At 64.0% G+C, this 24,244-nt stretch carries 21 protein-coding genes; 7 read left to right on the top strand and 14 right to left on the bottom strand.

The genetic code is table 11. From position 1 onward, the window contains the following. Window positions 1-188 precede the first annotated feature (188 nt). Window positions 189-1,364 (bottom strand): aspartate aminotransferase family protein, encoded by a 1,176-nt coding sequence (locus BBI10_RS01955; protein WP_065986333.1) that lies wholly within the window; start codon window positions 1,362-1,364, stop codon window positions 189-191. Between the two features lie 99 nt (window positions 1,365-1,463). Between BBI10_RS01955 and BBI10_RS01950 the strand changes: the two genes are divergently transcribed. From BBI10_RS01950 to BBI10_RS01940, 3 genes are all read left to right on the top strand, one after another. Further along, window positions 1,464-2,366 carry a LysR family transcriptional regulator gene (locus tag BBI10_RS01950; RefSeq protein ID WP_065986332.1) on the top strand — a complete coding sequence of 301 codons (903 nt, stop codon included), beginning with the start codon at window positions 1,464-1,466 and terminating at the stop codon, window positions 2,364-2,366. 132 nt (window positions 2,367-2,498) lie between these two features. Then, the gene (locus BBI10_RS01945) at window positions 2,499-3,515 is read left to right on the top strand and encodes a zinc-dependent alcohol dehydrogenase family protein (protein WP_065986331.1); all 1,017 of its coding nucleotides are present in this window, start codon (window positions 2,499-2,501) and stop codon (window positions 3,513-3,515) included. 157 nt (window positions 3,516-3,672) lie between these two features. Next, a complete protein-coding gene (locus BBI10_RS01940; protein ID WP_065986330.1) occupies window positions 3,673-4,611 on the top strand; it encodes a hypothetical protein in 939 nt (312 codons plus the stop codon). On the opposite strand, the gene BBI10_RS01935 is transcribed toward BBI10_RS01940, so the two are convergent. The 3 genes from BBI10_RS01935 to BBI10_RS01925 all read right to left on the bottom strand — a co-directional run bounded on the left by BBI10_RS01935 (window position 4,612) and on the right by BBI10_RS01925 (window position 7,139). Then, entirely contained in the window at window positions 4,612-4,929 is a 318-nt protein-coding gene (locus BBI10_RS01935) for a hypothetical protein (RefSeq protein ID WP_065986329.1), read from the bottom strand. A 267-nt stretch (window positions 4,930-5,196) separates the two neighbouring features. Next, window positions 5,197-5,634, bottom strand: a complete 438-nt coding sequence (locus BBI10_RS01930) for a DoxX family protein (protein WP_065986328.1) — start codon at window positions 5,632-5,634, stop codon at window positions 5,197-5,199. Window positions 5,635-5,735: 101 nt separating this feature from the next. Then, entirely contained in the window at window positions 5,736-7,139 is a 1,404-nt protein-coding gene (locus BBI10_RS01925) for a transglycosylase SLT domain-containing protein (RefSeq protein WP_065986327.1), read from the bottom strand. Between the two features lie 197 nt (window positions 7,140-7,336). Between BBI10_RS01925 and BBI10_RS01920 the strand changes: the two genes are divergently transcribed. From BBI10_RS01920 to BBI10_RS01910, 3 genes are all read left to right on the top strand, one after another. Next, window positions 7,337-8,161, top strand: a complete 825-nt coding sequence (locus BBI10_RS01920; RefSeq protein ID WP_065986326.1) for a TatD family hydrolase — start codon at window positions 7,337-7,339, stop codon at window positions 8,159-8,161. A gap of 177 nt (window positions 8,162-8,338) precedes the next feature. Continuing rightward, window positions 8,339-9,817: a methyl-accepting chemotaxis protein gene (locus tag BBI10_RS01915; RefSeq protein WP_065986325.1), complete on the top strand. Its 1,479-nt coding sequence runs from the start codon at window positions 8,339-8,341 to the stop codon at window positions 9,815-9,817. A 142-nt stretch (window positions 9,818-9,959) separates the two neighbouring features. After that, window positions 9,960-10,181 carry a hypothetical protein gene (locus tag BBI10_RS01910; RefSeq protein WP_065986324.1) on the top strand — a complete coding sequence of 74 codons (222 nt, stop codon included), beginning with the start codon at window positions 9,960-9,962 and terminating at the stop codon, window positions 10,179-10,181. A gap of 75 nt (window positions 10,182-10,256) precedes the next feature. On the opposite strand, the gene BBI10_RS01905 is transcribed toward BBI10_RS01910, so the two are convergent. The 6 genes from BBI10_RS01905 to BBI10_RS01880 all read right to left on the bottom strand — a co-directional run bounded on the left by BBI10_RS01905 (window position 10,257) and on the right by BBI10_RS01880 (window position 16,437). Beyond that, window positions 10,257-11,051 (bottom strand): acyl-CoA thioesterase, encoded by a 795-nt coding sequence (locus tag BBI10_RS01905; RefSeq protein ID WP_065986323.1) that lies wholly within the window; start codon window positions 11,049-11,051, stop codon window positions 10,257-10,259. Between the two features lie 131 nt (window positions 11,052-11,182). Further along, the gene (locus BBI10_RS01900; protein WP_065986338.1) at window positions 11,183-11,953 is read right to left on the bottom strand and encodes a CHAD domain-containing protein; all 771 of its coding nucleotides are present in this window, start codon (window positions 11,951-11,953) and stop codon (window positions 11,183-11,185) included. A 45-nt stretch (window positions 11,954-11,998) separates the two neighbouring features. Then, a complete protein-coding gene (locus BBI10_RS01895; protein WP_065986322.1) occupies window positions 11,999-13,999 on the bottom strand; it encodes a transglutaminase TgpA family protein in 2,001 nt (666 codons plus the stop codon). A gap of 25 nt (window positions 14,000-14,024) precedes the next feature. After that, window positions 14,025-15,008 (bottom strand): DUF58 domain-containing protein, encoded by a 984-nt coding sequence (locus tag BBI10_RS01890; protein ID WP_065986321.1) that lies wholly within the window; start codon window positions 15,006-15,008, stop codon window positions 14,025-14,027. Next, window positions 14,978-15,895 (bottom strand): AAA family ATPase, encoded by a 918-nt coding sequence (locus BBI10_RS01885; protein WP_065986320.1) that lies wholly within the window; start codon window positions 15,893-15,895, stop codon window positions 14,978-14,980. The genes BBI10_RS01890 and BBI10_RS01885 overlap by 31 nt, the downstream gene beginning before the upstream one ends. A 263-nt stretch (window positions 15,896-16,158) precedes the next feature. Continuing rightward, entirely contained in the window at window positions 16,159-16,437 is a 279-nt protein-coding gene (locus tag BBI10_RS01880; RefSeq protein ID WP_062381160.1) for a hypothetical protein, read from the bottom strand. 172 nt (window positions 16,438-16,609) lie between these two features. Here BBI10_RS01880 and BBI10_RS01875 point away from each other — a divergent pair, with 172 nt between their 5' ends. Then, entirely contained in the window at window positions 16,610-17,671 is a 1,062-nt protein-coding gene (locus BBI10_RS01875) for a patatin-like phospholipase family protein (RefSeq protein WP_065986319.1), read from the top strand. A 371-nt stretch (window positions 17,672-18,042) separates the two neighbouring features. On the opposite strand, the gene BBI10_RS01870 is transcribed toward BBI10_RS01875, so the two are convergent. The 4 genes from BBI10_RS01870 to kdpB all read right to left on the bottom strand — a co-directional run bounded on the left by BBI10_RS01870 (window position 18,043) and on the right by kdpB (window position 24,236). Further along, window positions 18,043-18,732: a response regulator gene (locus BBI10_RS01870; protein ID WP_065986318.1), complete on the bottom strand. Its 690-nt coding sequence runs from the start codon at window positions 18,730-18,732 to the stop codon at window positions 18,043-18,045. 63 nt (window positions 18,733-18,795) lie between these two features. Beyond that, the gene (locus BBI10_RS01865) at window positions 18,796-21,453 is read right to left on the bottom strand and encodes a sensor histidine kinase (protein WP_065986317.1); all 2,658 of its coding nucleotides are present in this window, start codon (window positions 21,451-21,453) and stop codon (window positions 18,796-18,798) included. Between the two features lie 55 nt (window positions 21,454-21,508). After that, window positions 21,509-22,075, bottom strand: a complete 567-nt coding sequence (gene kdpC / locus BBI10_RS01860; RefSeq protein ID WP_065986337.1) for a potassium-transporting ATPase subunit KdpC — start codon at window positions 22,073-22,075, stop codon at window positions 21,509-21,511. A gap of 64 nt (window positions 22,076-22,139) precedes the next feature. Further along, complete coding sequence (gene kdpB / locus BBI10_RS01855) at window positions 22,140-24,236, bottom strand: potassium-transporting ATPase subunit KdpB (protein ID WP_065986316.1); 2,097 nt, start codon at window positions 24,234-24,236, stop codon at window positions 22,140-22,142. Window positions 24,237-24,244 lie beyond the last annotated feature (8 nt).

Below are 24,244 nucleotides of genomic sequence, written 5' to 3'. Positions count from 1 at the left end.
CCAGGAGCAAGCACCCTTGGTTACTTGGGGTGCTTTTCCAAGTAACTCGCCGAAGGCGAAACAGTCTGCCCCCAGGCAGACGCCCTTGGTCTTCATGAGCCCCGCCGCAGTTCTAAAACCGGGGACAGATTAATTTACGATGAAGCGCTGTAAATAAATCAGTCCCCTTTCAGAGTCCCCTTTCAGAGTCAGTCCCCTGTCAGGGCGCCGACGACGCCTGCCACAATCCGGTCCACCTCATCCCCATCGACCACCAACGGCGGCAACAACCGAATCGTCTGCCCCCGCGTCACGTTGATCAACACCCCATACTCCCGCGCCGCCACCAGACACACATCCCGAATCGGCCGCGTCAACTCAACCCCGATCATCAACCCCATCCCCCGCACCTGCGCCACATCAGGGTGCCCCGCCAGCGCAACGCGCAAGCCCGCCAACAACCGCTCACCCTGCACCGCCGCATTACGCAAAAGCCCCTCCCCCTCAACGATATCCAACACCGTACAACCCACCCGGCACGCCAACGGATTACCGCCAAACGTACTGCCATGACTGCCCGGCGTGAACAACCGCGCCACCGCCGTCGTCGCCAGACACGAACCAATCGGAATGCCATTGCCCAACGCCTTCGCCAGCGTCATGACATCGGGCATGATCCCTTCATGCTGAAACGCAAACCAGCGACCCGTCCGGCCGATGCCGGTCTGAATCTCATCCAGCATCATCAGCCAGCCATTCTGCGTGCAATGATCGCGCAGCGCCTTCAGATACCCCGGCGGCGGTAACGCCACGCCACCCTCCCCCTGAATCGGCTCGACCAGCACGGCGACAATGCGCTCGCCATACGCCGCCGTCGCCTGTTTAACCGCGACGATGTCACCGAAACCCACCTTCACGAACGCCCCCGACATCGGCTGATAACCCAGCCGCGCGGCGCCGTTGTCACTGGCCGACAACGTGCCGAGGGTGCGGCCGTGAAAGGCGTTGTCCATCACCAGCACCAGCGGGTGCTCGATACCTTTGGCCCAGCCATACAAACGCGCCAGCTTGAGCGCGGTCTCGTTGGCCTCGGCGCCGGAATTGTTGAAAAACACCTGCTCCAGTCCCGACAGCCGGGTCAGACGCTGCGCCAGCTTCTGCTGCCAGTCGATGCGGTAATGGTTGGACGTGTGCAAGAGCAGCCCGGCCTGCTCGCTGATCGCCGCGACAATCTGCGGATGGCTGTGACCGACGTTGGTCACGGCGACACCCGCGACAGCGTCCAGGTACTGACGGCCGCTGTCATCCCACAGCCGCGCGCCTTCGCCACGAATGAAGCTCAAGGGCATCGGTTTGTAGGTGTTCATCAGGCAGGCGGCGGTCATGTCGGTGGCTCCATCACGGGTAAGTGAGGCCAGTATCGTTAGCCCGTTCTGATGTATAAAGATCGCCATCCTTCAGTGACTTTAAAGCAGGACTTGATAATGGACGTGTTTCTGGCGATGACGGTGTTCGTCAAAGTGGTGGAAGGCGGCAGCATGACCGCGGCCGCGCGCCAGTGCGAAATGTCGACGACCATGGTCGGCAACCACCTCAAAGCCCTGGAGCAGCGCTTGGGTGTGAGCCTCTTGCAGCGCACCACGCGCCGGCAAAACCTCACTGAATTTGGCCTGGAATACTACCGGCGTTGCGTCGAAGTGCTGGGGCTGGTCAACGACTCCGAGCGCATGGCCGAACAGGCGCAGACAGAGCCCAGCGGCACCTTGCGCGTCACCGCCCCGCCGGCCTTCGGCGCCGAACGCCTGGCGCCGCTGCTCAGCGATTTCGTTCAACGCTACCCCGAGATCAAGGTCGAGGTGGTGCTCAGCAATCAGACCATGGACCTGATCGAGCACGGCTTCGACGCCGCCATCCGCCTCGGCACCCCGGAATCATCGGCGTTGATCGCCCGGCCACTGCAGGACTACACCCTGACCATCTGCGCGGCCCCCGCCTACTTGAAACGTCGGGGTACCCCGAAAACCGCCGACGACCTGCGCGACCACGATTGCCTGGCGTTCGCCTACCCGGCCGGTGACGACTGGCGTGCCGCCGAAAAACTGTGGCGCCTGACCGGCCCCGACGGCGTGATGGGAGTGCCGGTGTCGGGCTCGATGATCGTCAACAGCACGCCGGCGCTGCGCCAGGCCGTGCTCGCCGGGATGGGCGTGTCGATGCTGCCTGACGTGCTCATCAGCGAGGACCTGGCCAGCGGAAAGCTCGTGCCGTTGCTGCAGGATTACCAGCCGCCCAGCCGCACGCTGTGGCTGATGTACCCCCAGGACCGCTACCGCCTGCCCAAGGTGCGGCAGTTCGTCGAGCACGCGTTGCGCGCCTGGGGCAAATAAGCGCTCACGCCAGCGACGTCCCCAACGCGAATTGATAGCAGGCATGTCGGCTATCGACCGACAGAAATAGTGCCCCGTTGCCCCCATCGATACAGTCGTCGCAACACTCAACGACAGGCATCGAGGTCGACAATGTCACGGGCCATCAAATTTCATCGCTTCGGCAAAGCCGATGTGCTCTGTTGCGAGGAGCAGCCTGACCGGTCCCCCGGCCCACAGGAAGTGTTGGTGCGTGCCGAAGCCATCGGCATCAGCTGGGACGACGTGTTGTGGCGGCAGAACCTGTCACTGGCACCGGTGCAACTGCCAGCGGGGCTGGGCAGCGAAATGGCCGGCGTCGTCGAAGCCGTGGGCGCTGGGGTGACCGACCTGAAGGTGGGCGACAAAGTGGCAAGCTTCAAAGCCATGAGCGCCAACCAGCACCCGGTGTATGGCGACCACGTGATGGTGCCGCGCAACGCGCTGACCCGATACCCGGACGCACTGACACCGGTGCAAGCCAGCGTTCACTACACGCCGATGCTGCTGGCCTGGTTTGCCTTCGTCGAGCTGGCCAACGTGCAACCCGGCCAGACCGTTCTGGTCACCGACGCGACCTACAGCCCCGGAATTGCCTTCGTGCAGTTGGGCAAAACGTTGGGGCTGCGGGTCATTGCCGCGACGCCCCACGCGGAGGACCGTGTATACCTGCTGGCGAACGGCGCCCATCGGGTGATCGTCACCGACGAGGACGACATCTGCCTGCGCATCGAGTCCATGACCCACGGCCACGGCATCGAAGCAGTGTTCGACGGACTGGGCGGCATGCAGATGTCGATGCTCGGCGACGTGTTGGCGCCCCGCGGCAACCTGGTGCTGTACGGCCTGCGCGGCGGCAACAAGACACCCTTCCCGGCGCAGCAGGCGTTTCGCAAGAACATGCGCTTCCACGTGCACTGCCTGGAAAATTTCACCGGCAAGCCGGAGCTGGGCATCGAGCAGAACGGCCCTGCACTGCAACGGGCACTGGACGCCATCAACGAACTGACCGCCAAAGGCCTGCTCAAGCCGGACATTCACCGCACCTGGCCGTTCGAGCAGTTCGGCAAGGCCCACAACCACCTCGACGAGCACCCGGTGCGCGGCCGCGTGGTCCTGAAAGTCAGATAAGCACACGCCGCCGTTCACATCGGGTAACAGACCTGAAGAACTGCCTTGGTTGACGTCGGAGACGCGACGGCCACACTCCAGAAAAGGACTTTCCGAGCGAATGACCGCTCACCCCGCTCCGCCCGCGGAGCTCCATCACACGTCAAGGAATGACTGTATGCCCCTCAACTCATCCGCTGCATCCCGCCCGCCCCATGTCGACTGGATGGCGCAAACGGCTGAACTCGGCCGCTTGCGCATCGACCAACTCATCCTGCCCGGCGCCCACAATTCCGGCAGTGACAAGCTGTCCCCCAATTTCGCCGTACCTCAGGAAATGGCCCAGGACGTCGCGCCCCTGGAACAACTGCGCCAAGGGGTGCGCGCGCTGGATCTGCGCGTGGCGTTTTATTCAAAGTACGAAAAGGGTGACCCGCGGCGTTTTCAGCTGTTTCACCTGACCTCGTCGGGGCGCACGGTCGCCGGGGATATTCTGGCGTGCGTCCAGGGCTTTTTTGAAGAACTGGAGCAGAACGGCTCCCCGGCGCGTGAAATCGTTGTTCTGGATTTCCACCAGTTCAAGGATTTCACCGAACTGACCCATCGGGAATTTCAGGGCCTGCTCACCTCAACCCTGGGCACAAGGACAGTGCCGCGCACCCTGCGCCAACTCACCCTGGAAGACATCTGGAACGATCACCCGGGCAAGAACGTGGTGCTGGCCTACAACCGGAATTCGGGTGACGAGCTGCTGTGGCCCGGGGTCAAGCAACGCTGGCCCGGGGCGAACCTGTTCAACACCAACACCCTGAAGGCGTTCATCAACGAAGTCGCGGTGGAGTACAAACCCGAGTTCAGCCTGACCGCCATCCAGTGCGCCAAGTATTCGCTGCCGCTGCACGCACCCAGTGACCTGAGCCGGAAGATCGATCAGTGGTTCGAATCGACGGACGAGAACAGCTTCATTCAGAATTTCTACATCATCAACACCGACTGGACCCTGCGCAGCGCCCTGATCGCTCAGTGCCGTCACGCCAATGGTGTGCGTGCCCGCTTCACTGTGCGCCATCCCGATCTACCGCTGCAGCCCAAGCGGCGAGCCGTCAGCGTCGGGTGATCAGCAGCGGGTGATCAGACCCTGGCGGGCGACGCGGATCAGCTGGTGAATCACCGCCTCCGCGCGCTCGGCCGTGGGCGCCTGGATGACCGCCAGATCAAACTGATCGTTGCTGAAGCGCTCGAGGGCGTCGTGGGTTTCGATGAATTGAATGAGGAAAGCGTGGGGGCCGCCCTGGCGACGCGGCCAGCCGTCGAGGTAACGCAGCAGCGTCGGCTGATGGGCACCGCCCAGAAGGATTTGAGGATTGCGACGATTGAACTGGCTGGCGATGGGCGCCAGACGAACGAGGGGACGCGGGTGGGAATGACTGCTCATAGTGTCGTTTTCTCTGCCTCATTGATCCGCTGGGCAGCGGTGAGAGGCAACACCGAACCAGCGCTTTAGCGGAATTTCGATGACGATTGACCGTCACCCGGCGCCCCGCAAGTAGCTGTTTAAATCGGCGCATGAACGGCATCCTAGAGAAGCGGCGTGGGCATTGTCAATCAGCGGCTCCTGTCGTTTGTTGGCTGAACCGAACGCAAAAAAAATCCCGGCGTCGCGAGAGGCCGGGATTGGGTTGCCAGGAAGCTGGCCGGGGAATCAGCGACGTGCGATCAATCGATCCAGGGACAGGCGGCCGGCGCCTTCGAAGAGCACCGCCACAGCGCCGGCAATCAGCGCCAAGCCAAACTCGTAACCGTTGTTGGCCATGAACAAGCCGTTGTGAATGTGCACCGTGAGGATCGCCACCACCAACATCACGATCACCACCAACGCCGCAGGCCGTGCCAGCAGGCCAAGGAACAGCGCCAGACCCCCGAAGAATTCTGCGCTGCCGGACATCAACGCCATTAGGTAGCCAGGGTTCAGGCCCAGGCTCGCCATGTACTGGCCGGTGCCTTCAAGGCCATAGCCGCCGAACAGGCCGAACAGCTTCTGGCTGCCGTGGGCCATGAGGATGATGCCGATAAGGATCCGCAGACCGGTGATGCCGAAACCGGCGTGGGTGTTGAAGATCGATTTGAGTTGAGCATTCATGGCGGGCATTCCGAGGGGTGTGAGAATGGCGCCATCATAATCGGCTCTATAAATATGATAATCACAAAAAACTCGCCATATCTATCGAATCATTAGATTGTTCAGCGCGTGGCCGGACGCTCCAGTGAACTGCGGGCCTGATCAAATGCCAGGTAGTACTTGTTGACGCTGTTGACGTAACTCACGACGTTCTTGCCGCCCTGCTCCATCGCCACACGCTCGACCTGAAAAAACCACTGGTTCGGGTTAAGCCCCTGGCGCTTCGCTTCCGCGCGCATGGCTTGCACCCGCTCCGGTCCGAGGTTGTAGGCGGCCAGGGTGAAGGCCATGCGCTCGCGCTCGTTGATTTTCGGGCTGGCGAAAAACTTGCGCCGCAGCAGCGCCATGTATTTGCTCGCCGCCTGCACGTTGCCGTCGAGGTCATGAATATTGTCGACGCCGACGCGCTGGGCGGCCGACGGCGTAATCTGCAGCAGGCCCGTGGCGCCGCTGCCACCCTTGGCAACCGGGTTGAGGGAAGATTCCTTGAACGCCACGGCGGCGAGGTCCAGCCAGTCCATCTTCTGTTTGTCGGCATGCAGTTGCAGCGTGGGGCGGAGTTTTTCCAGGCGCTGACGGTCTTCGCGGGCCAGCGGATTGTGGATCTGGTAGCGGTCCTTGTAGGCGGTCTGGAAGGCAGCGTCCTGATTGCGCGGCGGTTCGTAGGTTTGCAGGAAACGGTCAACGGCGCCGCGCAACACCACGGCGTCCTTGCGCACAAACCAGTTCATGTCGCCCGGATCGCTCAAGGCCGCAGCGCGGTCGATGCGCAGCTTCGGCATCACTTTGGCCCAGCGCTCGGCGATCGGTTGCTCGACCACGGTCAGGTGATAAACCCCGGCCTGGACCATTTCCAGCACGTCTTCCACCGCCAGGCTCGGGTCGACCCACTCGATCTTCACCGGCGGCAATTTGCGCAGGGCCAGTTTCTGGTTGAGCTGAAGAATGGCTTCATCGGCGGCGCTGCCGCTGGTCAGCATCAGTGTGCGGCCGGAGAGTTGTTCCGGGTGTCGGAGCCCGCGCTCACCCTTGACGCCGACCACCACCAGCGGCACCTGGGCCACCACCGGTTCAGACGCGTCTACGTAATGCGCGGCGCTGGCGTCGAGCAGTTCGCCCGGCGCAACCATGTCACCTTCGCCCCGCTGCAGCGCGGCAAGCAATTGGTCCTTGGCTTTGGGAATGAGTTTGAGGGAGATTTTCTGACCGTCGCGGGCATGTCTGTTGAGGTAGGTTTCGAACGCCTGCAAGCGACGGCACTCGACCCCCACGGGCTCACCCTGAACTTCAGCGGAGCTGTTACGGCTCTGATTGACCAGCACCCGCAGGACTTTGCCGCTGCGGATTGCCGGCAGGTCGCGCACCTGATTCTTCTTGATCACCACGGGCGGGCCGGCGGGTCGCGGTGACGCATGGCCGGGCACGGCCATGACGCACATCAGGGAAAACAGGGACGCTCGGATCATTGACGCTCCGACGAAAGGCCGAAAAAGACGGGCTTGAAGTCTGCGTCGCGCAGCTGACCGGCTCGCGGCGTGCATCGCGGCGTGCGTCAACAAAACGGGATCACAGGGTTCGGGTATTCCAAGCAGTTGAGCCTGCTTGTTTTTTATCGCTTCAATCGCTCTGTTATTCTTCTCGGCCTCTGGCCTGAGGTAGCACCATGCAACTAATAGACATTGGCGTCAACTTGACCAACCCCAGCTTCGCCGCCCGCGAACGCGAGGTGGTGGAGCGCGCGTACGCCGCCGGCGTCGGTCAGTTGATCCTCACCGGCACCGATGTCGAGGGCAGCGAAAACGCCCTTGTGTTGTCGCGCCAGCTTGATGAAAGCGCCGAGCGATTGTTCAGCACTGCCGGCATTCATCCGCACTCGGCAAGCGCCTGGACGGGCGAAACCGAAAACCAGCTCAGGGCCCTGTTGCGTGAAAAGACGGTCTGCGCCGTGGGTGAATGCGGGCTGGATTTCAATCGCGACTTCTCCCCTCGCCCACAGCAGGAAAAGGTCCTGGAAGTGCATCTGGCTTTGGCTGTCGAGTTGCAGCTGCCGGTGTTTCTCCATGAGCGCGACGCCGACGAGCGCCTGCTCGCCATTTTGCGGGACTACCGCGACCAGCTCCCGGCGGCGGTGGTGCATTGCTTCACCGGGGAAAAACGCGCGCTGTTCAACTATCTGGACCTGGATCTGCACATCGGCATCACCGGCTGGATCTGCGACGAACGCAGGGGCACGCACTTGCACCCGCTGGTCCGCGAAATTCCGCGCGGCCGCCTGATGCTGGAAAGCGACGCGCCCTACCTGCTGCCCCGCACCTTGCGCCCCAAGCCGAAGAACGGCCGCAACGAACCGGCCTATCTGCCCGAGGTTCTTCGCGAAGTGGCGCTGCATCGAGGCGAGAGCCCAGAGGATGTCGCGGCCCACACCACTGATTGCGCACGGGCGTTTTTTGCGTTGCCGGTGGTGGAAGCTGCCACTCAAGCGTCGTAACAGTCGCAACAGTCGCAACAACAGGCGCCGGCATGTTCGCAGGTCGAAGTTGCAGGCGCGCCGTCTGACGTGTCATCCCATAAACACCCATTGACCCAGATCAACGCTTCGCGTCTTCAAAGGGCACAAAATGATGGCACCTTGCCTTATCTCGTGCACCCACAGAAGACTTCCACCATGGCCCGCTGGCTGAGCAATGTTTCGCTGAAATACAAGTTCTGGGCGGTCAACGCCGTTGCGTTTTTCACCACGCTGTTGCTGGTCCTTTACGCCCTGCAGCTGGAACAACAAACCCGCGCCAACGACGCCAGGGCCGCCGCGCAGGCCGAAGCGCAGTTGTTGAGCGCCTGGCCCGCCGGGCAACCACTGCCAGCGGCGGCCCACCGTTTGACGTATCCAGCGGGACAGGTGCCGGTGTTCAACGGTCAGCCCGTGCCCTCCCTGAGCACGGTCACCGGCTGGGCCGACCTGAAGGCCGACACAGACGGTACGCCTCTGATCGGCGCCTATGTCATCCAGCGCGGTGATCAACGCATCGCTGTGCTCGCCGCTGCGCCACACCTGCTGCAACTGGTGGGCGAGCGTTTTGTCCAGTACGCGGTCGCGGTGTTCATTCTGATGCTCGCCATGCTCGGCGCGTCGCAACTGCTGATCCGCTTTCTGCTGACCCACCTCAACACCCTCAAAGACGTAATGCTGCATGTTGAACGCAGCGGCGACCTCTCGGCGCGCGTGCCACTCGCCGGTGAAGATGAAGTCGGGCAGATGGCCAAGGCCTTCAACGCCATGCAGGCCGGTTATCAACGCATCGTCACCACCGTGGCCCACTCCGCCGCCCGCCTGGATGCAGGCGCGGGCCAACTGGCGTCGGGCATGAGCGAGGTGCGCCAGGGCATGCTCGGCCAGCAGAGCGAGACCGACCAAGTGGCAACGGCCATCAATGAAATGACCGCCACCGTCCACCACATCGCTCAACACGCCGGTGCCACCCGTGATCAATCCCGGAACGCTGATAAGCTCGCGGGCACCGGCAAAGCCGTGGTTGATCGGGTCGAGGCGTCCATCGCCGGGCTGTCCAGCGGGGTGCAACAGACGGCCGGGATGATCCAGCGGCTGGCCGAGGACAGTCAGAAAATCAACGGCGTGGTGAGCGTGATTCACAGCATCGCCGAACAGACCAACCTGCTCGCCCTCAACGCCGCCATCGAAGCGGCCCGCGCTGGCGAGATGGGACGCGGCTTCGCGGTGGTGGCCGATGAGGTGCGGCATCTGGCGCGTCGGGTGCAGACGTCCACCGACGAGATCACCACCATGGTCTGCACCCTGCAGGCGGGCACCCGCGATGCGGTGGATTTCATGCAGGAAAGCTCGCACAAGGCCGACGACTGCGTGCAGCGCGCGCGGGAAGCGGGTCAGGCGCTGACGGCGATCACTGAAGCGGTGGCGCAGATGCGCGAGAGCAACACTCAGATTGCGGTGGCCGCGCAACAACAGAGCCAGGTGGCCGAAGAAATGAACCGCGCCGTGGTGAGCATCCGCGACGTGACCGAGCGCACCGTCCGGCAGACCGTGGACTCGGCCGGCACCAGCGATGAGCTGGCGACACTGGCGGGCGCCGTGAACACCGCCATCGGACAGCTGAAATTACAGGGCTGATTGCCTCGCGCGGCTGCGATTACTCAGAGGCATGCTGCCTATCAGGCTGATAGCAATCCTCGATTCGCCGAAGTAAAACTGCGGGCCTATTCTCACCTCAATCGAAAACACTTCTTGTTCATGTTTCACCGAGGTAAGCGTCATGCCCAAGTTCATTACGGATCTTCACATCGGCGAATTCTTCCACCCATCGCGCAAGGAAGGCCTGCCGTCCCATGTCGTGCTGTCGTCCCTGGCGTTTCCGCTGGCCATCGTCTCCGGGCTGTTGCTGCTCGACGGCGCGTTCAACGGCAGCCTGACCTCCGCCGCCATCGGCGTGCTGGGTCTGGTCGCTGCCCAAGCCATCAAAGCCCGAGGCCAATGAGGCCTCAGGCGTTTGACAGGTTCATAAATGCATCAGGTGAGCACGTGTCACTAAACTCGCGGCATGCACGACTGATCAGCCGAAAACCGTCACCGTCTGGCGACTGATCGCCACCAACTCCCCTTTCGGCGTCCACAACGCCGCCGCGGTATGACCGTAGCCATCGCGGGCATGCTCGATCACCGCTCGGTACTGCGTCCAGTCATGGGTGGTCATGGCGGGCAACGGCTGCACAAACTCGATTGTCCACGTCAACGAGCTCCCCGGTGCCGGCTTGTTCAGGTGCGGCAGCACCGCAGGCGGCCAGGTGTCGACCAGTGCCAGCAGGTGCGCTTCGGTCAAGGGTTCCTCTTCCACGTCACGCAACCGCGCGTAACCGCCAATCGCACCGGACGGCGTATTGGAAAACGGCAGGCCACCCAGCGCCCAGCGCAGGTCAATAAAGCGCAGGTATTCCGGCATCACCCCTGACACAAACGGAAACGGCTGGATCTCGTCCACCGGTGTGAACACCGGCGCTGGCTCGGCCTGCACCGAAATCATCGACTCGCGGGGGGCGCCGAAGCTGCCCTGAATCAGGGTCATGACCTCGCCGTTCTGCATCGCCCGCCCCAACACCTGGCTAACGGCCTTGCCCTCGCGGAGGATCTCCACGTCAAACGAGATCGGCGTGTCGATGGCCGGCGGGGCCACAAAACAGATCGCCAGCGACCGCACCGGCCGCTCGGCAGAGACCTTCGCGCGCATCGCTTCATACATCAAAGCGGCCATCAGCCCGCCGAAGCAGGCACGCCCCTGGGCCCATGAGGCGGGGATGCTGACGGATTCGGGACGGGTGCGGACGGCGTCGAGCAGCTCGGAGAATTTCATGGACGTTCCAGGGTGGCAGGCGGGATGTGCAAATGGTAGCGAGGCAGCCGCCGCAGGACAGGGTTTATAAACGCCAATCCTGCGGACCAGACGGTTAAAAGGCTGCGCTGGACAATCCTGCGCAAGGGCCCTTAGCGCGAGGAATGCTTACCAAAGCAAGCCTTGTACAAGCGTTCCAGCACCTGGTCAGACTTTTGCTCGGCACGATGAATGCCCAATTCCCACCCGGCCACGCAAGGCGAAAGATCGGCCTGATGCCGCGCCTGCTCCAGCCATTGCAGGTGATCGTGCCAGTCGCCCAGGGCGCCCTGGGCCGCTTTCAACCGGCGCTCCATGTTCTTCGGCTGATGACTGAGTTCAGGGTAAGCCTCACCGGCGTAACGCACACGCTTGATCAACAGGCGCAGGCGATGGCGGTCGTGGGCAGGGTCGCCCATGGCTTCGCGCAGTTGCTTCCACTGTTTGTCCAGGCGCTTTTCGATGCGCTGGCGCAATTTATCGAGCAGGCCGTGGCGTTCCTGGGTGCGCAGCAGGGCTGGCAATTGGTCCAGCACGCCGAACAGCCGATTGAGCTCCGCCGAACTGGCCACTTTCGGGCACGCGGTTTTCAGGTATTGATCGCGCTTGGCCGCGGCCTGGGGCAGACCCTGTTCCTCGAGGAACGCCGCCAGTACCTGCATGTCGCGCAACGGCGTGGTCAGCGCACCGACCTCCTTCGCCGCCCCTTCTACTTGATCCAGCCCTGGCAGACCGCGCAGCGTTCGCAAGACACTGCGCAGGCGGCGGACGTTGGTGCGCAGGTCGTGCAGCGCTTCGCTGTCGGTGGAGACTTCCAACCGCGCGTGGCAGGCAAGCAGTTTGATGTTAATGCCGATAATCTCGGCGACCAGGTGATCGACCATCGCTGACATGAAACACTCCTTGGTTGAAGATGAATGTCTGATGACTTACGGCCGCTTGTCCCTCACAGCGGACAAACGCCACGGCAGGCTGCGGCGCAGGGATTTCAGGTGCTGGCGCAGGGTACCGACCGAGCCGTCCGCCCCGGCATAGCGCTGGGCTTCAAATTCGTCGACGAAATCCCTGATCGCCCCGGCGTGCGCCGGCAGTTGCGCGGCAGCACGTTGGGAGAAGGCCTGAGCACCCTCACCCGGCTGACGTTTAAGACCCTGCCGGGCGAGCAGACGTTCGAAATGGTTGAACAGGCGCAGCTGCGAATCGCTTTCGCGCCGCCACGGCTTGAACAGCCACAGCGCCAGCAGCCCGAGAATAACCGCCGCACCGCCGGCGAACACCGGTGCCTGAAACCCCGAAAACCAGCGGCCGAGCACTTGCAGTTGCTGCTGCCCCTGATAGCCCAGCACCCAGCGTTGCCAGCCGTAATTGAGGTTGTCCCAGCCCATGCGAATCGAATTGACCCAGGCCAGGTGCCGATAGCGCAGCGGGGACATTGGCGAATCGCCGAGAAAGTCTTCGTCCGCCGCCAGCGCCTGTTCAAGCCCCTGCTCGACCCGGGCAGGCGCCACCGCTGCGGTGGGATCAACGCTGCGCCAGCCCACGTTCGGTTGCCAGTATTCGACCCAGGCGTGGGCGTCGAACTGGCGCACGGTCAGGTAGTTGCCGTCCGGGTTCAGCTCGCCGCCCTGATAACCAGCGACCACCCGCGCCGGCACGCCTGCCGCGCGCAACGCGAAAGTCATGGCCCCGGCGTAGTGGGCACAGAAACCGGCACGGCTGCCAAACAGAAAGTCATCGATGCTGTTGGCGCCCAGCGCGGGGGGCTTGAGGGTGTAGCGGAACGGCTGCGAGGTGAAGTACGACAGCAGCGCGTCCACCACGGCGTCGGTGCCGGGATGGCGCCGATGCAGGTCCGCTGCCCACTCGCGCACTTGGGGATTGCCTTTGGCCGGCAGTTGCAGGGCCTGCACGCGGGCGCCGTCGCTAAGCACGGTCTCGCGCACTGCGTCAGGCCAGGATTCGGCGTTGTAGAGCATCGATTGCTCGACTGGTCGCCGCCGCTGCCAGCGGAAATCGCTCATCTGGCGCACGCCGGCCAGATCGGTCTGGCCCACGTCGAGGGTCATCAGCCACGGTTTGCCGGTCGGCTCCAGTACCACGCTGTAGCCGACCCGCTCGCCTTCCCGGCGCCACAGCGGGGCGTCCGGCACTTGCGCCCGCGAGGACTGCGACCAGCGTCTGCCGTCGAACTGCTCCAGGGTCAGCGCGCGCCAGTACAGCTGATTGCGCGGCGGCAGCGGGCCGTCAAAACTTGCGCGAAACACCAGCTCGGCGGACTTGCTCAGCTCGGCGATGTCCCCCGGCGCCATGCTGTCGGACAGCCCGGTCAGCGCCTTGTTGCTCGGTTGCGGCAGCGACCACAGCGGATCGAGACGGGGAAAGAACAGAAACAGCAGGATCATCAGCGGCACGCCCTGCAGCAGCAATTTGGCCGACAGCCTGAGCGTGGCGGCAGGCTTGCCGGAAATGCCGGACTGTTGCAGGCCGATCAACGCCGCCAGCAGCGTGGTGATCGGCAGCAGGGTAAACAGGCCCCAGAGCAGCGAGTCTTCGAACAGGTAACCGACCGCGATGCAGAAGAAGCCGAGGAAGATTAGCACCAGCGCATCACGCCGATTCTGCATTTCCAGCATCTTCAGAATGAACGCGGCGATCAGCAGCGCCGCCCCCGCATCCAGGCCGATCAAGCTGCCCCGCGCCAGGTAAATGCCCCCGGCGGTGCCGACCAGCAGTCCCGACTTGATCCAGGTGCCGGGCATACGCACGCGCATGCGGAAGATCTGGATGCGCCAGAACGAGCAGACCAGCCACAACACGATCAACGCCACCGGCACATGCAAGGCGAATGGCACGATCACCAGCGCCTGAGCGATCAGCAACCAGTTGAGGCTGACCCGCGGAATCGGTTTCGCCAGGCTTGAGGACGTCATCGCGCAGCACTCTTTATCGGCCCCGTCATGCCCGCACCCCGTACAGCGCCAACTGGCGCAAACAGGCTTCGCGGTGGGCGTCGCCGCTGTCCACGGCCGAGATGAAACCGGGCAGGCGCAGCGCGAAGGGTTGCTGACGCTGGGACAATTCCAGCACCCAGTAGCACAGGCGCGACAGCCGCTCCTCGATGTCACCGCCCAAGGCCATGAAGTCCAGACACAGGTCGTGACCGCTGAGGTCGCTGAACTCCTTGACCATGAGCCCCTGCCCCCGCGACCAGGCTTTCCAGTGCATGCGCCGCATCGAGTCGCCCGGCTGCCACAGGCGCAGGCCCTGATAGTCATCGACGCCGGGGCCCGTCGTCGCGTGGCCGTCGTCCTCGGCATGGGGTTGCACGCCTTGCAGCAGCGGCATGGTTCCGACCACTGGTTGCGGGTAGATCAGCACGGTCTGTTCCAGGTCCAGCCAGCTCCAGGCGCGAAAAATCCCCAGCGGAAACACACTCTCCACACGCAAACGCGGGGCCCGCATCCAGCCGCGCTTGAGCGCCGGCAGGGTCAGGCCGACTTCGACCAGGCGCTCGGCCTCGACGTCGGTCTGCTCCAGTTGTTCGCTGTCCCAACCCAGGGCAATCGCCTGATGTCCATGGCCGGTGCTTTCCAGACGAAGGCGCAGTTGCACCGGTTCGCCGACGAATACCGAACGCGCATGACCGCCGCTCAGCACCAGTCCGCTGATGTTGCGGTAGGTGTGCAGAATGGCGAGCACGCCCACTGACAGCATCAGGAATGTCAGGCCGTAGGCGAGGCTGTTCTGGTAGTTGATCGACACCAGCAACAGCAGAAATAGAATGAGCGCGTAAGTGCCGCCGACCCGGGTCGGCAGGATGAAGATTCGGCGGTGATCCAGCTCGACCCGGGACGCTGGGGGGATTCGACGCCCCACCCAGCGCTGCCAGACCGGTTTGAAGCGTTCGATCACAGCACCGGCACCTCGCGCAGTAACCACTGAACCAGCGCGCCGCCGCCGTGCCCGGTCGGGTCAGTGCGCTCGCGCAGGCGGTGGCTGATGACGGCAGGCAGAATCGCCTGCACGTCTTCGGGAATCACGTAATCGCGCCCGGCGAGCAACGCCCAGGCCCGCGCCGCCGAGAGAATCGCCAGGCTCGCGCGGGGTGACAGGCCGTAGGCAAATTGCGGCTGGCTGCGCGTGGCATCGACCAGCCGCAGCACATAATCGACCAAGGCGTCGCTGGCCCGCACCTGCCGCGCCTGCTGCTGGAGGGACGCGAGCTCGGCGTGGTCCAGCAACGGCTCGATGCGCGACAATAGATCGCGACGGGACTCGCCCAGCAGCAGGGCCTTCTCCGCCGACCGCGCGGGATAGCCCAGGGACAGGCGCATGAGGAAGCGGTCCAGTTGCGATTCCGGCAGGGCGAAGGTGCCGCCCTGGCTGAACGGGTTCTGGGTGGCGATGACAAAAAACGGATCCGGCAGCAAACGGGTCGCGCCCTCGATGGTGACCTGGCCCTCTTCCATCGCCTCCAGAAGTGCGCTCTGGCTTTTGGGCGTCGCGCGGTTGATTTCGTCGGCCAGCACCAGCTCGGCGAAGATTGGCCCGGGGTGAAAGGTGAATTGCCCGGTGTCGCGATCAAAAACCGACGTGCCGAGGATGTCGCCCGGCAGCAGATCGGAGGTGAATTGAATGCGTTGATAGCTCAGGCCAAGCACCCGCGCGAGGGTGTGGCTGAGGGTGGTTTTGCCCATGCCGGGCAAGTCTTCGATCAACAAGTGCCCGCCGCCCAGCAGGCAGGTCAGCGCCAGGCGGACCTGCGGTTCCTTGCCCAGCACCACTTCATTGATCGCGTTGAGACACGCATCCAGTTTTCTGCCCATCGGAAGGCCTCCCCAGGCGACTGCTCATGGCTAATAGGACTGCAAACGATGCCAGACGTGCAGCCACTGTAAGGTCAGCGTAGGCGTTTTCGCTAGAGCGGGAGGGAGGGATTCATCAGGGTGGAGCGAAACAGGACTGTAGAAGTGAGCTTGCTCGCGATCCGCGTTAACCCTGTCAGCTTGATGGCGACTGACAGCAGGCTTCGCGAGCAAGCTCACTCCTACAGGGAGACCGCTTGATGGCTGCGGACTCTGGAACGATCTCAGCGACCCGCGCGGGACTCACGGATGTAGAAACGGGCTTTCTCGGCTTTCTCGGAGCAACCTTCGAAGGCTTCGAACTGCTGCTGGGTCTTGGCGCCGGTCAGCAGCGACAGGGCCTTGGAGTAGCTGACCGTGCCGGCGAACCCTTCGGCCTTGGCCAGATCCAGCTCGTGCCAGGCCGCGTCAAGGTTGGTGGCGCAGCTGTCGCGGTAGGCCGTTTTGCCGGCGCAACCGGTGAGAACCAACGCCAACAGGGGCAGGCAGATCCAGGCTTTCATGGGTGTTACCTCAACTAAGGAAATCGACGATGCGGCTTTGACGGTGCGGCGATGCAAAAGTGCCACGCCGGGGCGATGCACAATACCCGTTTCGCGCGGTTGGCGTTACGCTGGTGTGTGATGAATCGGCCGCCTTGCGCGCCGCCCGAAGGCTGACAGTGGGAAACCGCACATGAATAAACGCATCGCGCTGGTTCTGGGCTCCGGGGGCGCACGGGGTTATGCGCACATCGGTGTCATCGAAGAGCTCGAACACCGCGGCTATGACATCGCCTGCATCGCCGGCTGTTCCATGGGCGCGGTGATCGGCGGGATCTACGCGGCAGGCAAGCTCCCCGAGTACAAGGCGTGGATCGAAAGCCTGGATTACCTGGACGTGTTACGGCTGGTGGACGTGAGTTTCCGGCTGGGGGCGATTCGCGGCGAGAAGGTGTTCGGCAAGATTCGCGACATCGTCGGCGAGATCAACATCGAGGACCTGCCCATCCCTTACACGGCCGTGGCCACCGACCTGACCAACCAGCAGGAGATCTGGTTTCAGGAAGGCAACCTGCATTCGGCAATGCGCGCCTCGGCGGCGATCCCCAGTCTGTTCACCCCGGTGGTCCAGGGCAATCGCACGCTGGTCGATGGCGGCCTGCTGAACCCGTTGCCGATCGTGCCGGTGGTGTCGAGCCATTGCGATTTGATCGTCGCGGTCAACCTCAACTCCACGACCCAGAAGCATTACACGTTGCCGGTGATCGAGCGCCCGCCCGCGGTGAAGAAGCGTTTCGACGGCCTGATGACGTCCATCGGCTCGCACCTGCCGTTCCGCCGCAGGCTGGACCTGACCGGTGCCGACGGCGTGCGAGTGGCGCAGGAACGACTAACGCCCAGCGCCGCCACGCTGACGGGCAATCCGTGGTTGATGGCTGACATTGAATCCGCCGACCCCCAGGGCCAGCAACCCTCCGCCGCGCCCATCCAGGCCGGGGCGCCGAAATCGGCCAGCGGCTCGATCATCATCGACAACGTCGGCCCCGCCTCGCTGCTGGATTTGATCAACCAGAGCTTCGAGGTGATGCAGACGTCCCTGGCGCAATACAAAATCGCCGGCTACCCGCCCGACATCCTGATCAACGTGCCGAAGCGCGTGTGCCGATTCTTCGAATTCTACAAAGCCCCGGAGCTGATCGCGCTCGGGCGGCAGATCGCCAGAGAAACGCTGGATCGGTATGAGCAGGAGCATTAAAGGCGTGGCCTCCGACGCTTTCCCGGCTAAAGCCGGTCCTACAGTCGAGGTCAACGCCAGTTCCTCAGGTGTACGCGATGCTTTAGTAGGACCGGCTTCAGCCGGGAAGAGGCCCGCATGACCACCATCAAGCACGCGCTGTGACCACGGGCGCCTTCTCGACTAAAGCCGGTCCCACAGTCGAGGTCAATGCCAGCCCCGCAGGTGTGCGAGATGCTTTAGTAGACCGGCTTCAGCCGGGAAGAGGCCCCCATTACCATCATCAATCACGCGGTGTGACCATCAACGCTTTCCCGGCTAAAGCCGGTACCACAGTCGAGGCCACTGTCAATCCCGCAGGTGTACGCGGCCGATGGAGGGAAAACGATGCATCACCCATTCACCAACCGATACCCAACCCCCGCCTCGGTGACGATGTACTGTGGCGCGGCGGGGTCGTCGCCGAGTTTCTGGCGCAGGTGCCCCACCACGATGCGCAGGTAATGGGTGTCTTCGACATGGGTCGGGCCCCAGATGTCCTTGAGCAGTTGCTGCTGGGTGATGACCCGACCGGGATGCCGCGCCAGTTGCGCCAGCACCGCGTATTCCTTGCGGGTCAGGGCGACTTCGGCATCGCCCAGGGACACCCGCCGATAGGCCAGGTCAATGTTCAGCGGGCCAATGACCACCGCCGACTCCACCTGGCCGCTGTCCGGCGCCTGGCGCAACAGCGAACGAATCCGCGCCAGAAACTCCTGAATGCCGAACGGCTTGGTCACGTAATCGTTGGCACCGGCATCCAGCGCGCGAACTTTCTCGCCCTCGCTGGCACGCACCGACAGCACCAGCACCGGCACCGCCGACCATTCGCGAAACTGGCTGAGCACATCCTGCCCGTCCATGTCCGGCAGGCCCAGGTCGAGCACCAGCAAGTCGGGTTTATTCAGTGCAGCCTGGGTCAGGCCGTCGTTGCCGGTCCCGGCTTCCAGCACTTTGTAGCCTTGTGACGCGAGGCTGATGCGCAGGAACTTGCGGATCTGCGGCTCGTCATCGATCACCAGAATGGTCGCCGTCTGGCTCATGGGTGTCCTGTCATTAGAAAAAAGGGCCGTCACAAACGTCCGTCAGCGTAGCGCAAAACGGTTTCAGACCGCCTGGTCCATTTCCGCTTCGGGTTGCGCCTGCAGCGGCAAATGCAGACTGATGCAGGTGCCGCGACCGTCGATGCCATCGCCCACGCTGATCCGTCCGCCATGGGCGCCGACCATGCCCTGACAGATCGCCAGCCCCAGCCCCGTGCCCTGCCCGCCTCGGTCACCCCGCGCGGCGGTGTAGAACATGTCGAAAATCTTCGCCCGTTCGCTCTCGGGTATCCCCGGCCCCTCATCGCTGACGGCAAAGACGATCTCTTCGTTCTGCGCACTGACCGCCATCTGCAGACGGCCATTGACCGGCGAAAAGCGCGCGGCGTTTTCGATTACGTTGATCAACGCTTGCTCGATCAGCGCGGCGTGGACATACAGCAGCGGCAGCTCTGCTGGCAATTGGGTCATGACCTGCAGCGGCGCGAGGACGGCGCGAAGGCGATTGAGTGCGCTGCCGACGATGTCACCCGGCGAGACCCAGTCACGCGCCAGCTTCAGCGCGCCGTGGCCGAGGCGCGTCATGTCCAGCAGGTTCTGAATGTAACGGTCCAGGCGCTCGGCCTCGTCGCGGGTGCCTTCGAGCAACTCGCGGCGGTCTTCCAGCGGAATCGCCTCGCCCAGCGCCAGCAGGCTGTCGATGCTGCCGCGCATGGCGGTCAGCGGCGTGCGCAGGTCGTGGGACACCGAGGCCAGCAAGGCGCTGCGCAGTTGTTCGGTCTCGCCATGCAAACGCGCGGCTTCCAGGTCTTCGGCCAGACGCGCCCGGGCCAGGGCCTGACCCAGTGGCTGACTCAGCGCCGTGAGCAACCGTCGACGCTGAGGTGTAAAAGTCTGGCCCTGTTTCGCACGAATCCCCAGCAAGGCCAGCGGCGCATCGTCCACCCACAACGGCAGCCACCACCAACTCCCCGACGGCAGCGTGCCGGTGCCCTTGCCCGCCGGTTGCCCGTGCTGCCAGGCCCAGTCCGCCGCAGCGCGCTCGAACTCGGAAAACTCCAGGGGCCCGCCGACTTCCACCTGCCAGCCCTGCTCGCGGTCGTTGTCCAGGACGCACAGCTGCAACTCGCTCCAGCCGGCCAGATGATGATCGGCCGCACTGAGCACCGCCTGGCGATCGGTGGCGGCGGTCAGGCGGCGTGACAGGTCGAGCAGTTCGCTGGTTTCCTCCTGGGTGTCGCGCAGCGCTTGCAACTGGCGACGCTGACGAGCGGCGAGATTGCCGGTCAGCGCGGCCATCAACAGGAAGAACAGCAGCGTCAGCACGTCTTCTTCGCGCTGGATGCTCAGGGAAAAATTCGGTGGAATGAACAGAAAGTCATACGCCAGAAACGACAGCACCGAACAGACCATCGCCGGGCCGACGCTGCTGCGCACGGCCACCAGCAGCACGGCGGCGAGAAACACCAGAGAGATGTTTGGCAGCGCCAGCCAACTGGACACCGCCCAGGCCAGCGCGCTGGCGCCGACCGTGGCGAACAGCGCCAGGGCGTAATCGAACCAGACCAGATTGCGCGGCGAGGTGGACTGCGCCTGATCGGGACGCGACTCGCTGTCTAGCACGTTGATTTCCAGGCCGTGGGCATTGCGCAGCAGACGCGACGCCAACCCGCCGCCCAACACCCGACGGCGCAGCGAAGGCCGCGACTGGCCCACCAGCACCAGACTGGCGCGGCGTTCGGTGGCGTGCTGAATCAGCGTCTTCGCCACTTCCGGCGCGCGCAGCACCACCACTTCCCCGCCGAGGCGTTCGGCGAGCTGCTGGGCGTTCTGCAAACGGCCGCGGGCCAGTTCGTCGAAAAAGCGCCCGTTGTCGACGTGCACCAGGCTCCACGGCAGATGCCGCCGTTGCGCGACACGACTGGCATGGCGCACCAGCCGTTCGGCCTGGGCGTCGCCGTCGATCCCCACCAGCAGACGACCGCGCACCGCTGGCGCCGCCTGACCCAACTGCCGGTAGCCCAGCGCCAGGTCGTTGTCGACCTGGGCGGCGGCGGTTTGCATGGCCATTTCCCGCAGCGCGGTGAGGTTGGTCTGGGTGAAAAAGGCATCGATGGCGGCGCGGGCCTGCTCGGGCACGTAGACCTTGCCGTCGCGCAGCCGCTCCAGCAGCTCCCGGGGCGGCAGGTCGATCAGCACCAATTCGTACGCTTCCTGCAACACCCAGTCCGGCAGCGTTTCGCGCACTTGCACGCCGGTGATGCCGCGCACCTGATCATTGAGGCTTTCCAGGTGCTGAACGTTGACCGTGGTGTAGACGTCGATCCCCGCCGAGAGCAGTTCCTGAATGTCCTGCCAGCGCTTGGCGTGGCGACTGCCCGGCGCGTTGCTGTGAGCAAGTTCGTCGACCAGCACCAGCTTGGGTTTCGCCGCGAGCAGACCGTCCAGGTCCATCTCTTCGAGCATGACGCCGCGGTATTCGGAACGCAGCATCGGTTGCTGCGGCAAACCGCCCAGCAGCGCTTCGGTCTCGGCACGGCCGTGGGTCTCGACGACCCCGGCCAGCAGCGAAACGCCCTGACGCATCTGCGTGTGCGCGGCCTGGAGCATGGCGTAGGTCTTGCCCACGCCAGGCGCCGCGCCAAGAAACACCTTCAGCCGCCCGCGATCGTCCCGAGGAAGATTGACCAGCAAAGCGTCGGCGCGGGTGGTTGAATTCACGAAAAGTTGTCCTGGTGCAGGGTGATGTGTGCTCGTGTGGCGTCGACCGTTGGGGTCAGTTCACGGCTTTGCCAGACGGTAACCGATTCAGACTCAGATTCAAGTCCAGCACGTTCACCACCGGCGGGCCGATCAGCGAAGTCTGGGTGCTGTCCGCCACCAGCTTCTGCACCGACTCGCGCGACAGGTTACGCGCCGCGGCGATGCGGGCCACCTGGTATTGCGCCGCGGCCGGCGACAGATGCGGATCGAGGCCGCTGCCGGAGGTGGTCAGCAGGTTCAGCGGCACCGGGCCCTGGCTGTCGACTTTTTCCTTGGCGGCGTCCTCGGTCACTCGCGTCGCCAGCGCCGGGTTGCTCGGCGCCAGATTGCTCGCGCCGCTGGCGACGGTGGCATAGGCGCCGGCAGAGGGACGCGGGTGAAACCATTCTTCGCCGGTGAAATTCTGTGCGATCAACTCGGAGCCGCGCACCTTTTCATGGTCGTCGTAGACCAGGCTGCCGTTGGCCTGATCCGGAAACGCCACCTGGGCGACACCGGTCACCACCAACGGGTAAGCCACGCCGGTGATCAGGGTCATCAGAACGATCAGGCTCACAGCCGGACGCAATACGCTGGACATCATTCAATCCTCATTTCGAAGTGAGCGCCGCGCGGGATCATCACCACGCGGCGCGATCAACGGGTTAAACCAGGTGCAGAGCGGTCAGCAGCAGGTCGATCACCTTGATGCCCACGAACGGCACGACCAGCCCGCCGAGGCCATAGACCAACAGGTTGCGGCGCAGCAGATGCGCCGCGCTGGCGGCCTGCACCCGGACACCGCGCAGCGCCAGCGGGATCAGCACGACAATGATCAGGGCGTTGAAGACGATGGCCGACAGAATCGCGCTCTGCGGGCTGGCCAGGTGCATGATGTTGAGCACGCCCAGTTGCGGGTAAATGGCCGCAAACAGCGCCGGCAGGATGGCGAAGTACTTGGCCACGTCGTTGGCGATGGAAAAGGTCGTCAGGGCACCGCGGGTCACCAGCAATTCCTTGCCGATCTGCACCACGTCCAGCAGCTTGGTCGGGTCGCTGTCGAGATCGACCATGTTGGCCGCTTCACGCGCTGCCTGGGTGCCATCGTTCATGGCCATACCGACGTCGGCCTGGGCCAGCGCCGGCGCGTCGTTGGCGCCGTCGCCGCACATCGCCACCAGACGCCCGTCGTTCTGTTCCTGACGGATGCGCTCCAGTTTCTTCTCGGGAGTGGCTTCGGCCAGCACGTCATCGACGCCGGCTTCTGCCGCGATCGCTGCGGCCGTCAGCGGGTTGTCACCGGTGACCATGACCGTGCGAATGCCCAGTTTGCGCAGCTCCTCAAAACGCTCGCGAATGCCCGGCTTGACCACGTCCTTGAGGTGAATCGCGCCCAGCAGTTTGCCGTCGCCGCAGACCAGCAACGGCGTGCCACCGGTCTTGGCGATCTTGTCGATTTCCCGCGCCAGCACCGGCGGCAGGTCGCTGCGGTCACGGCCGAGAAATTTCAGCAGCGAGTCCACGGCGCCCTTGCGGTACACACGGCCCTCGAAATCGACGCCAGACAGACGGGTTTCCGCCGTGAACGGCACCGCCGTCAGCTGGCTTGGCGCCGGCTCGGTCATCGGGTGCTGCCCGCGCAGGTATTCGACGATGGACTTGCCTTCGGCGGTGTCATCTGCCAGCGAAGCCAGCAGCGTGCCTTCGCTCAGCTCTTTCGGCGTCGCCCCCGGCGCGGAATACACCGCTGCGCAACGACGGTTGCCGAACGTGATGGTGCCGGTCTTGTCCAGCAGCAGCACGTGCACGTCACCCGCCGCTTCTACAGCGCGACCGGATTTGGCGATCACGTTGAGGCGCACCAGGCGGTCCATGCCGGCAATGCCGATGGCCGAGAGCAGGCCGCCGATGGTGGTCGGAATCAGGGTCACCAGCAACGCGACGAGGAACACCAGCGGCAGGTTACCGCCGGCAAAATGCGCGAACGGCTGCAGGGTGACGACCACCAGCAGGAAGATCAGGGTCAGGCCGATCAACAGAATGTCGAGGGCCACCTCGTTGGGGGTCTTCTGCCGTTTGGCACCTTCGACCAGCGCGATCATGCGGTCCAGGGTCGACTCGCCGGGGTTGGCGCTGATCCGCACCAGCAGCCAGTCGGACACCAGACGGGTGTTGCCGGTGACGGCCGAACGGTCGCCGCCGGACTCGCGAATCACCGGCGCAGACTCACCGGTGATCGCCGCTTCGTTGACCGCCGCGATGCCTTCGATGACCTCGCCGTCGCCCGGGATCAGCTCCCCGGCTTCGACGCGGACCACATCGCCCTTGCGCAGGGTGGCGGCGTTGACCATCTCGTAACTGCCGTTTGCGCCCTGGATCCGCGCTTTCAGGCCTTCACTGCCGGCTTTCAGGCTGTCGGCGCGGGCCTTGCCGCGACCCTCGGCCAAGGCTTCGGCGAAGTTGGCGAACAACACGGTGAACCACAGCCAGATCGCGATCTGCACGGCGACAGACGTTGGCACCGCCGGGTCAGGGATCAGGCACAGCACGGTGGTCAAAACCGCGGTCAGTTCGACCACCAGCATCACCGGTGCACGGTGCAACTGGCGCGGGTCGAGCTTGACGAACGCCTGCACCAGCGCCGGGCGCCACAGGGCGGCAAGACCGGTCTTGGCCGCGACGGGCTGCGCGTCGTGGTTTGTGGCCTTGCTGGCCGGAATTTTACTGTCCGGGCTCTTTGTTACGGGGGCTTGCATGTTCATGGTGTGGT

It is taken from the genome of Pseudomonas graminis, from assembly GCF_001705435.1.
In the GTDB taxonomy this organism is placed as follows: domain Bacteria; phylum Pseudomonadota; class Gammaproteobacteria; order Pseudomonadales; family Pseudomonadaceae; genus Aquipseudomonas; species Aquipseudomonas graminis_B.
Note: the sequence above shows the minus strand (reverse complement) of the source record. Positions and strands in the feature narration are given on the sequence as shown.

Excerpts from the sequence above, each read along its gene's own strand:
- BBI10_RS01875 (WP_065986319.1), top strand. The coding sequence starts at position 16,610 with ATGAATAAACGCATCGCGCTGGTTCTGGGCTCCGGGGGCGCACGGGGT.
- BBI10_RS01885 (WP_065986320.1), bottom strand. The coding sequence starts at position 15,895 with ATGGGCAGAAAACTGGATGCGTGTCTCAACGCGATCAATGAAGTGGTG.
- BBI10_RS01895 (WP_065986322.1), bottom strand. The coding sequence starts at position 13,999 with ATGACGTCCTCAAGCCTGGCGAAACCGATTCCGCGGGTCAGCCTCAAC.
- BBI10_RS01945 (WP_065986331.1), top strand. The coding sequence starts at position 2,499 with ATGTCACGGGCCATCAAATTTCATCGCTTCGGCAAAGCCGATGTGCTC.
- BBI10_RS01870 (WP_065986318.1), bottom strand. The coding sequence starts at position 18,732 with ATGAGCCAGACGGCGACCATTCTGGTGATCGATGACGAGCCGCAGATC.
- BBI10_RS01915 (WP_065986325.1), top strand. The coding sequence starts at position 8,339 with ATGGCCCGCTGGCTGAGCAATGTTTCGCTGAAATACAAGTTCTGGGCG.
- BBI10_RS01910 (WP_065986324.1), top strand. The coding sequence starts at position 9,960 with ATGCCCAAGTTCATTACGGATCTTCACATCGGCGAATTCTTCCACCCA.
- BBI10_RS01930 (WP_065986328.1), bottom strand. The coding sequence starts at position 5,634 with ATGAATGCTCAACTCAAATCGATCTTCAACACCCACGCCGGTTTCGGC.
- kdpC (WP_065986337.1), bottom strand. The coding sequence starts at position 22,075 with ATGTCCAGCGTATTGCGTCCGGCTGTGAGCCTGATCGTTCTGATGACC.
- BBI10_RS01905 (WP_065986323.1), bottom strand. The coding sequence starts at position 11,051 with ATGAAATTCTCCGAGCTGCTCGACGCCGTCCGCACCCGTCCCGAATCC.
- BBI10_RS01935 (WP_065986329.1), bottom strand. The coding sequence starts at position 4,929 with ATGAGCAGTCATTCCCACCCGCGTCCCCTCGTTCGTCTGGCGCCCATC.
- BBI10_RS01955 (WP_065986333.1), bottom strand. The coding sequence starts at position 1,364 with ATGACCGCCGCCTGCCTGATGAACACCTACAAACCGATGCCCTTGAGC.
- kdpB (WP_065986316.1), bottom strand. The coding sequence starts at position 24,236 with ATGAACATGCAAGCCCCCGTAACAAAGAGCCCGGACAGTAAAATTCCG.
- BBI10_RS01925 (WP_065986327.1), bottom strand. The coding sequence starts at position 7,139 with ATGATCCGAGCGTCCCTGTTTTCCCTGATGTGCGTCATGGCCGTGCCC.
- BBI10_RS01900 (WP_065986338.1), bottom strand. The coding sequence starts at position 11,953 with ATGGTCGATCACCTGGTCGCCGAGATTATCGGCATTAACATCAAACTG.
- BBI10_RS01880 (WP_062381160.1), bottom strand. The coding sequence starts at position 16,437 with ATGAAAGCCTGGATCTGCCTGCCCCTGTTGGCGTTGGTTCTCACCGGT.
- BBI10_RS01950 (WP_065986332.1), top strand. The coding sequence starts at position 1,464 with ATGGACGTGTTTCTGGCGATGACGGTGTTCGTCAAAGTGGTGGAAGGC.
- BBI10_RS01920 (WP_065986326.1), top strand. The coding sequence starts at position 7,337 with ATGCAACTAATAGACATTGGCGTCAACTTGACCAACCCCAGCTTCGCC.
- BBI10_RS01940 (WP_065986330.1), top strand. The coding sequence starts at position 3,673 with ATGCCCCTCAACTCATCCGCTGCATCCCGCCCGCCCCATGTCGACTGG.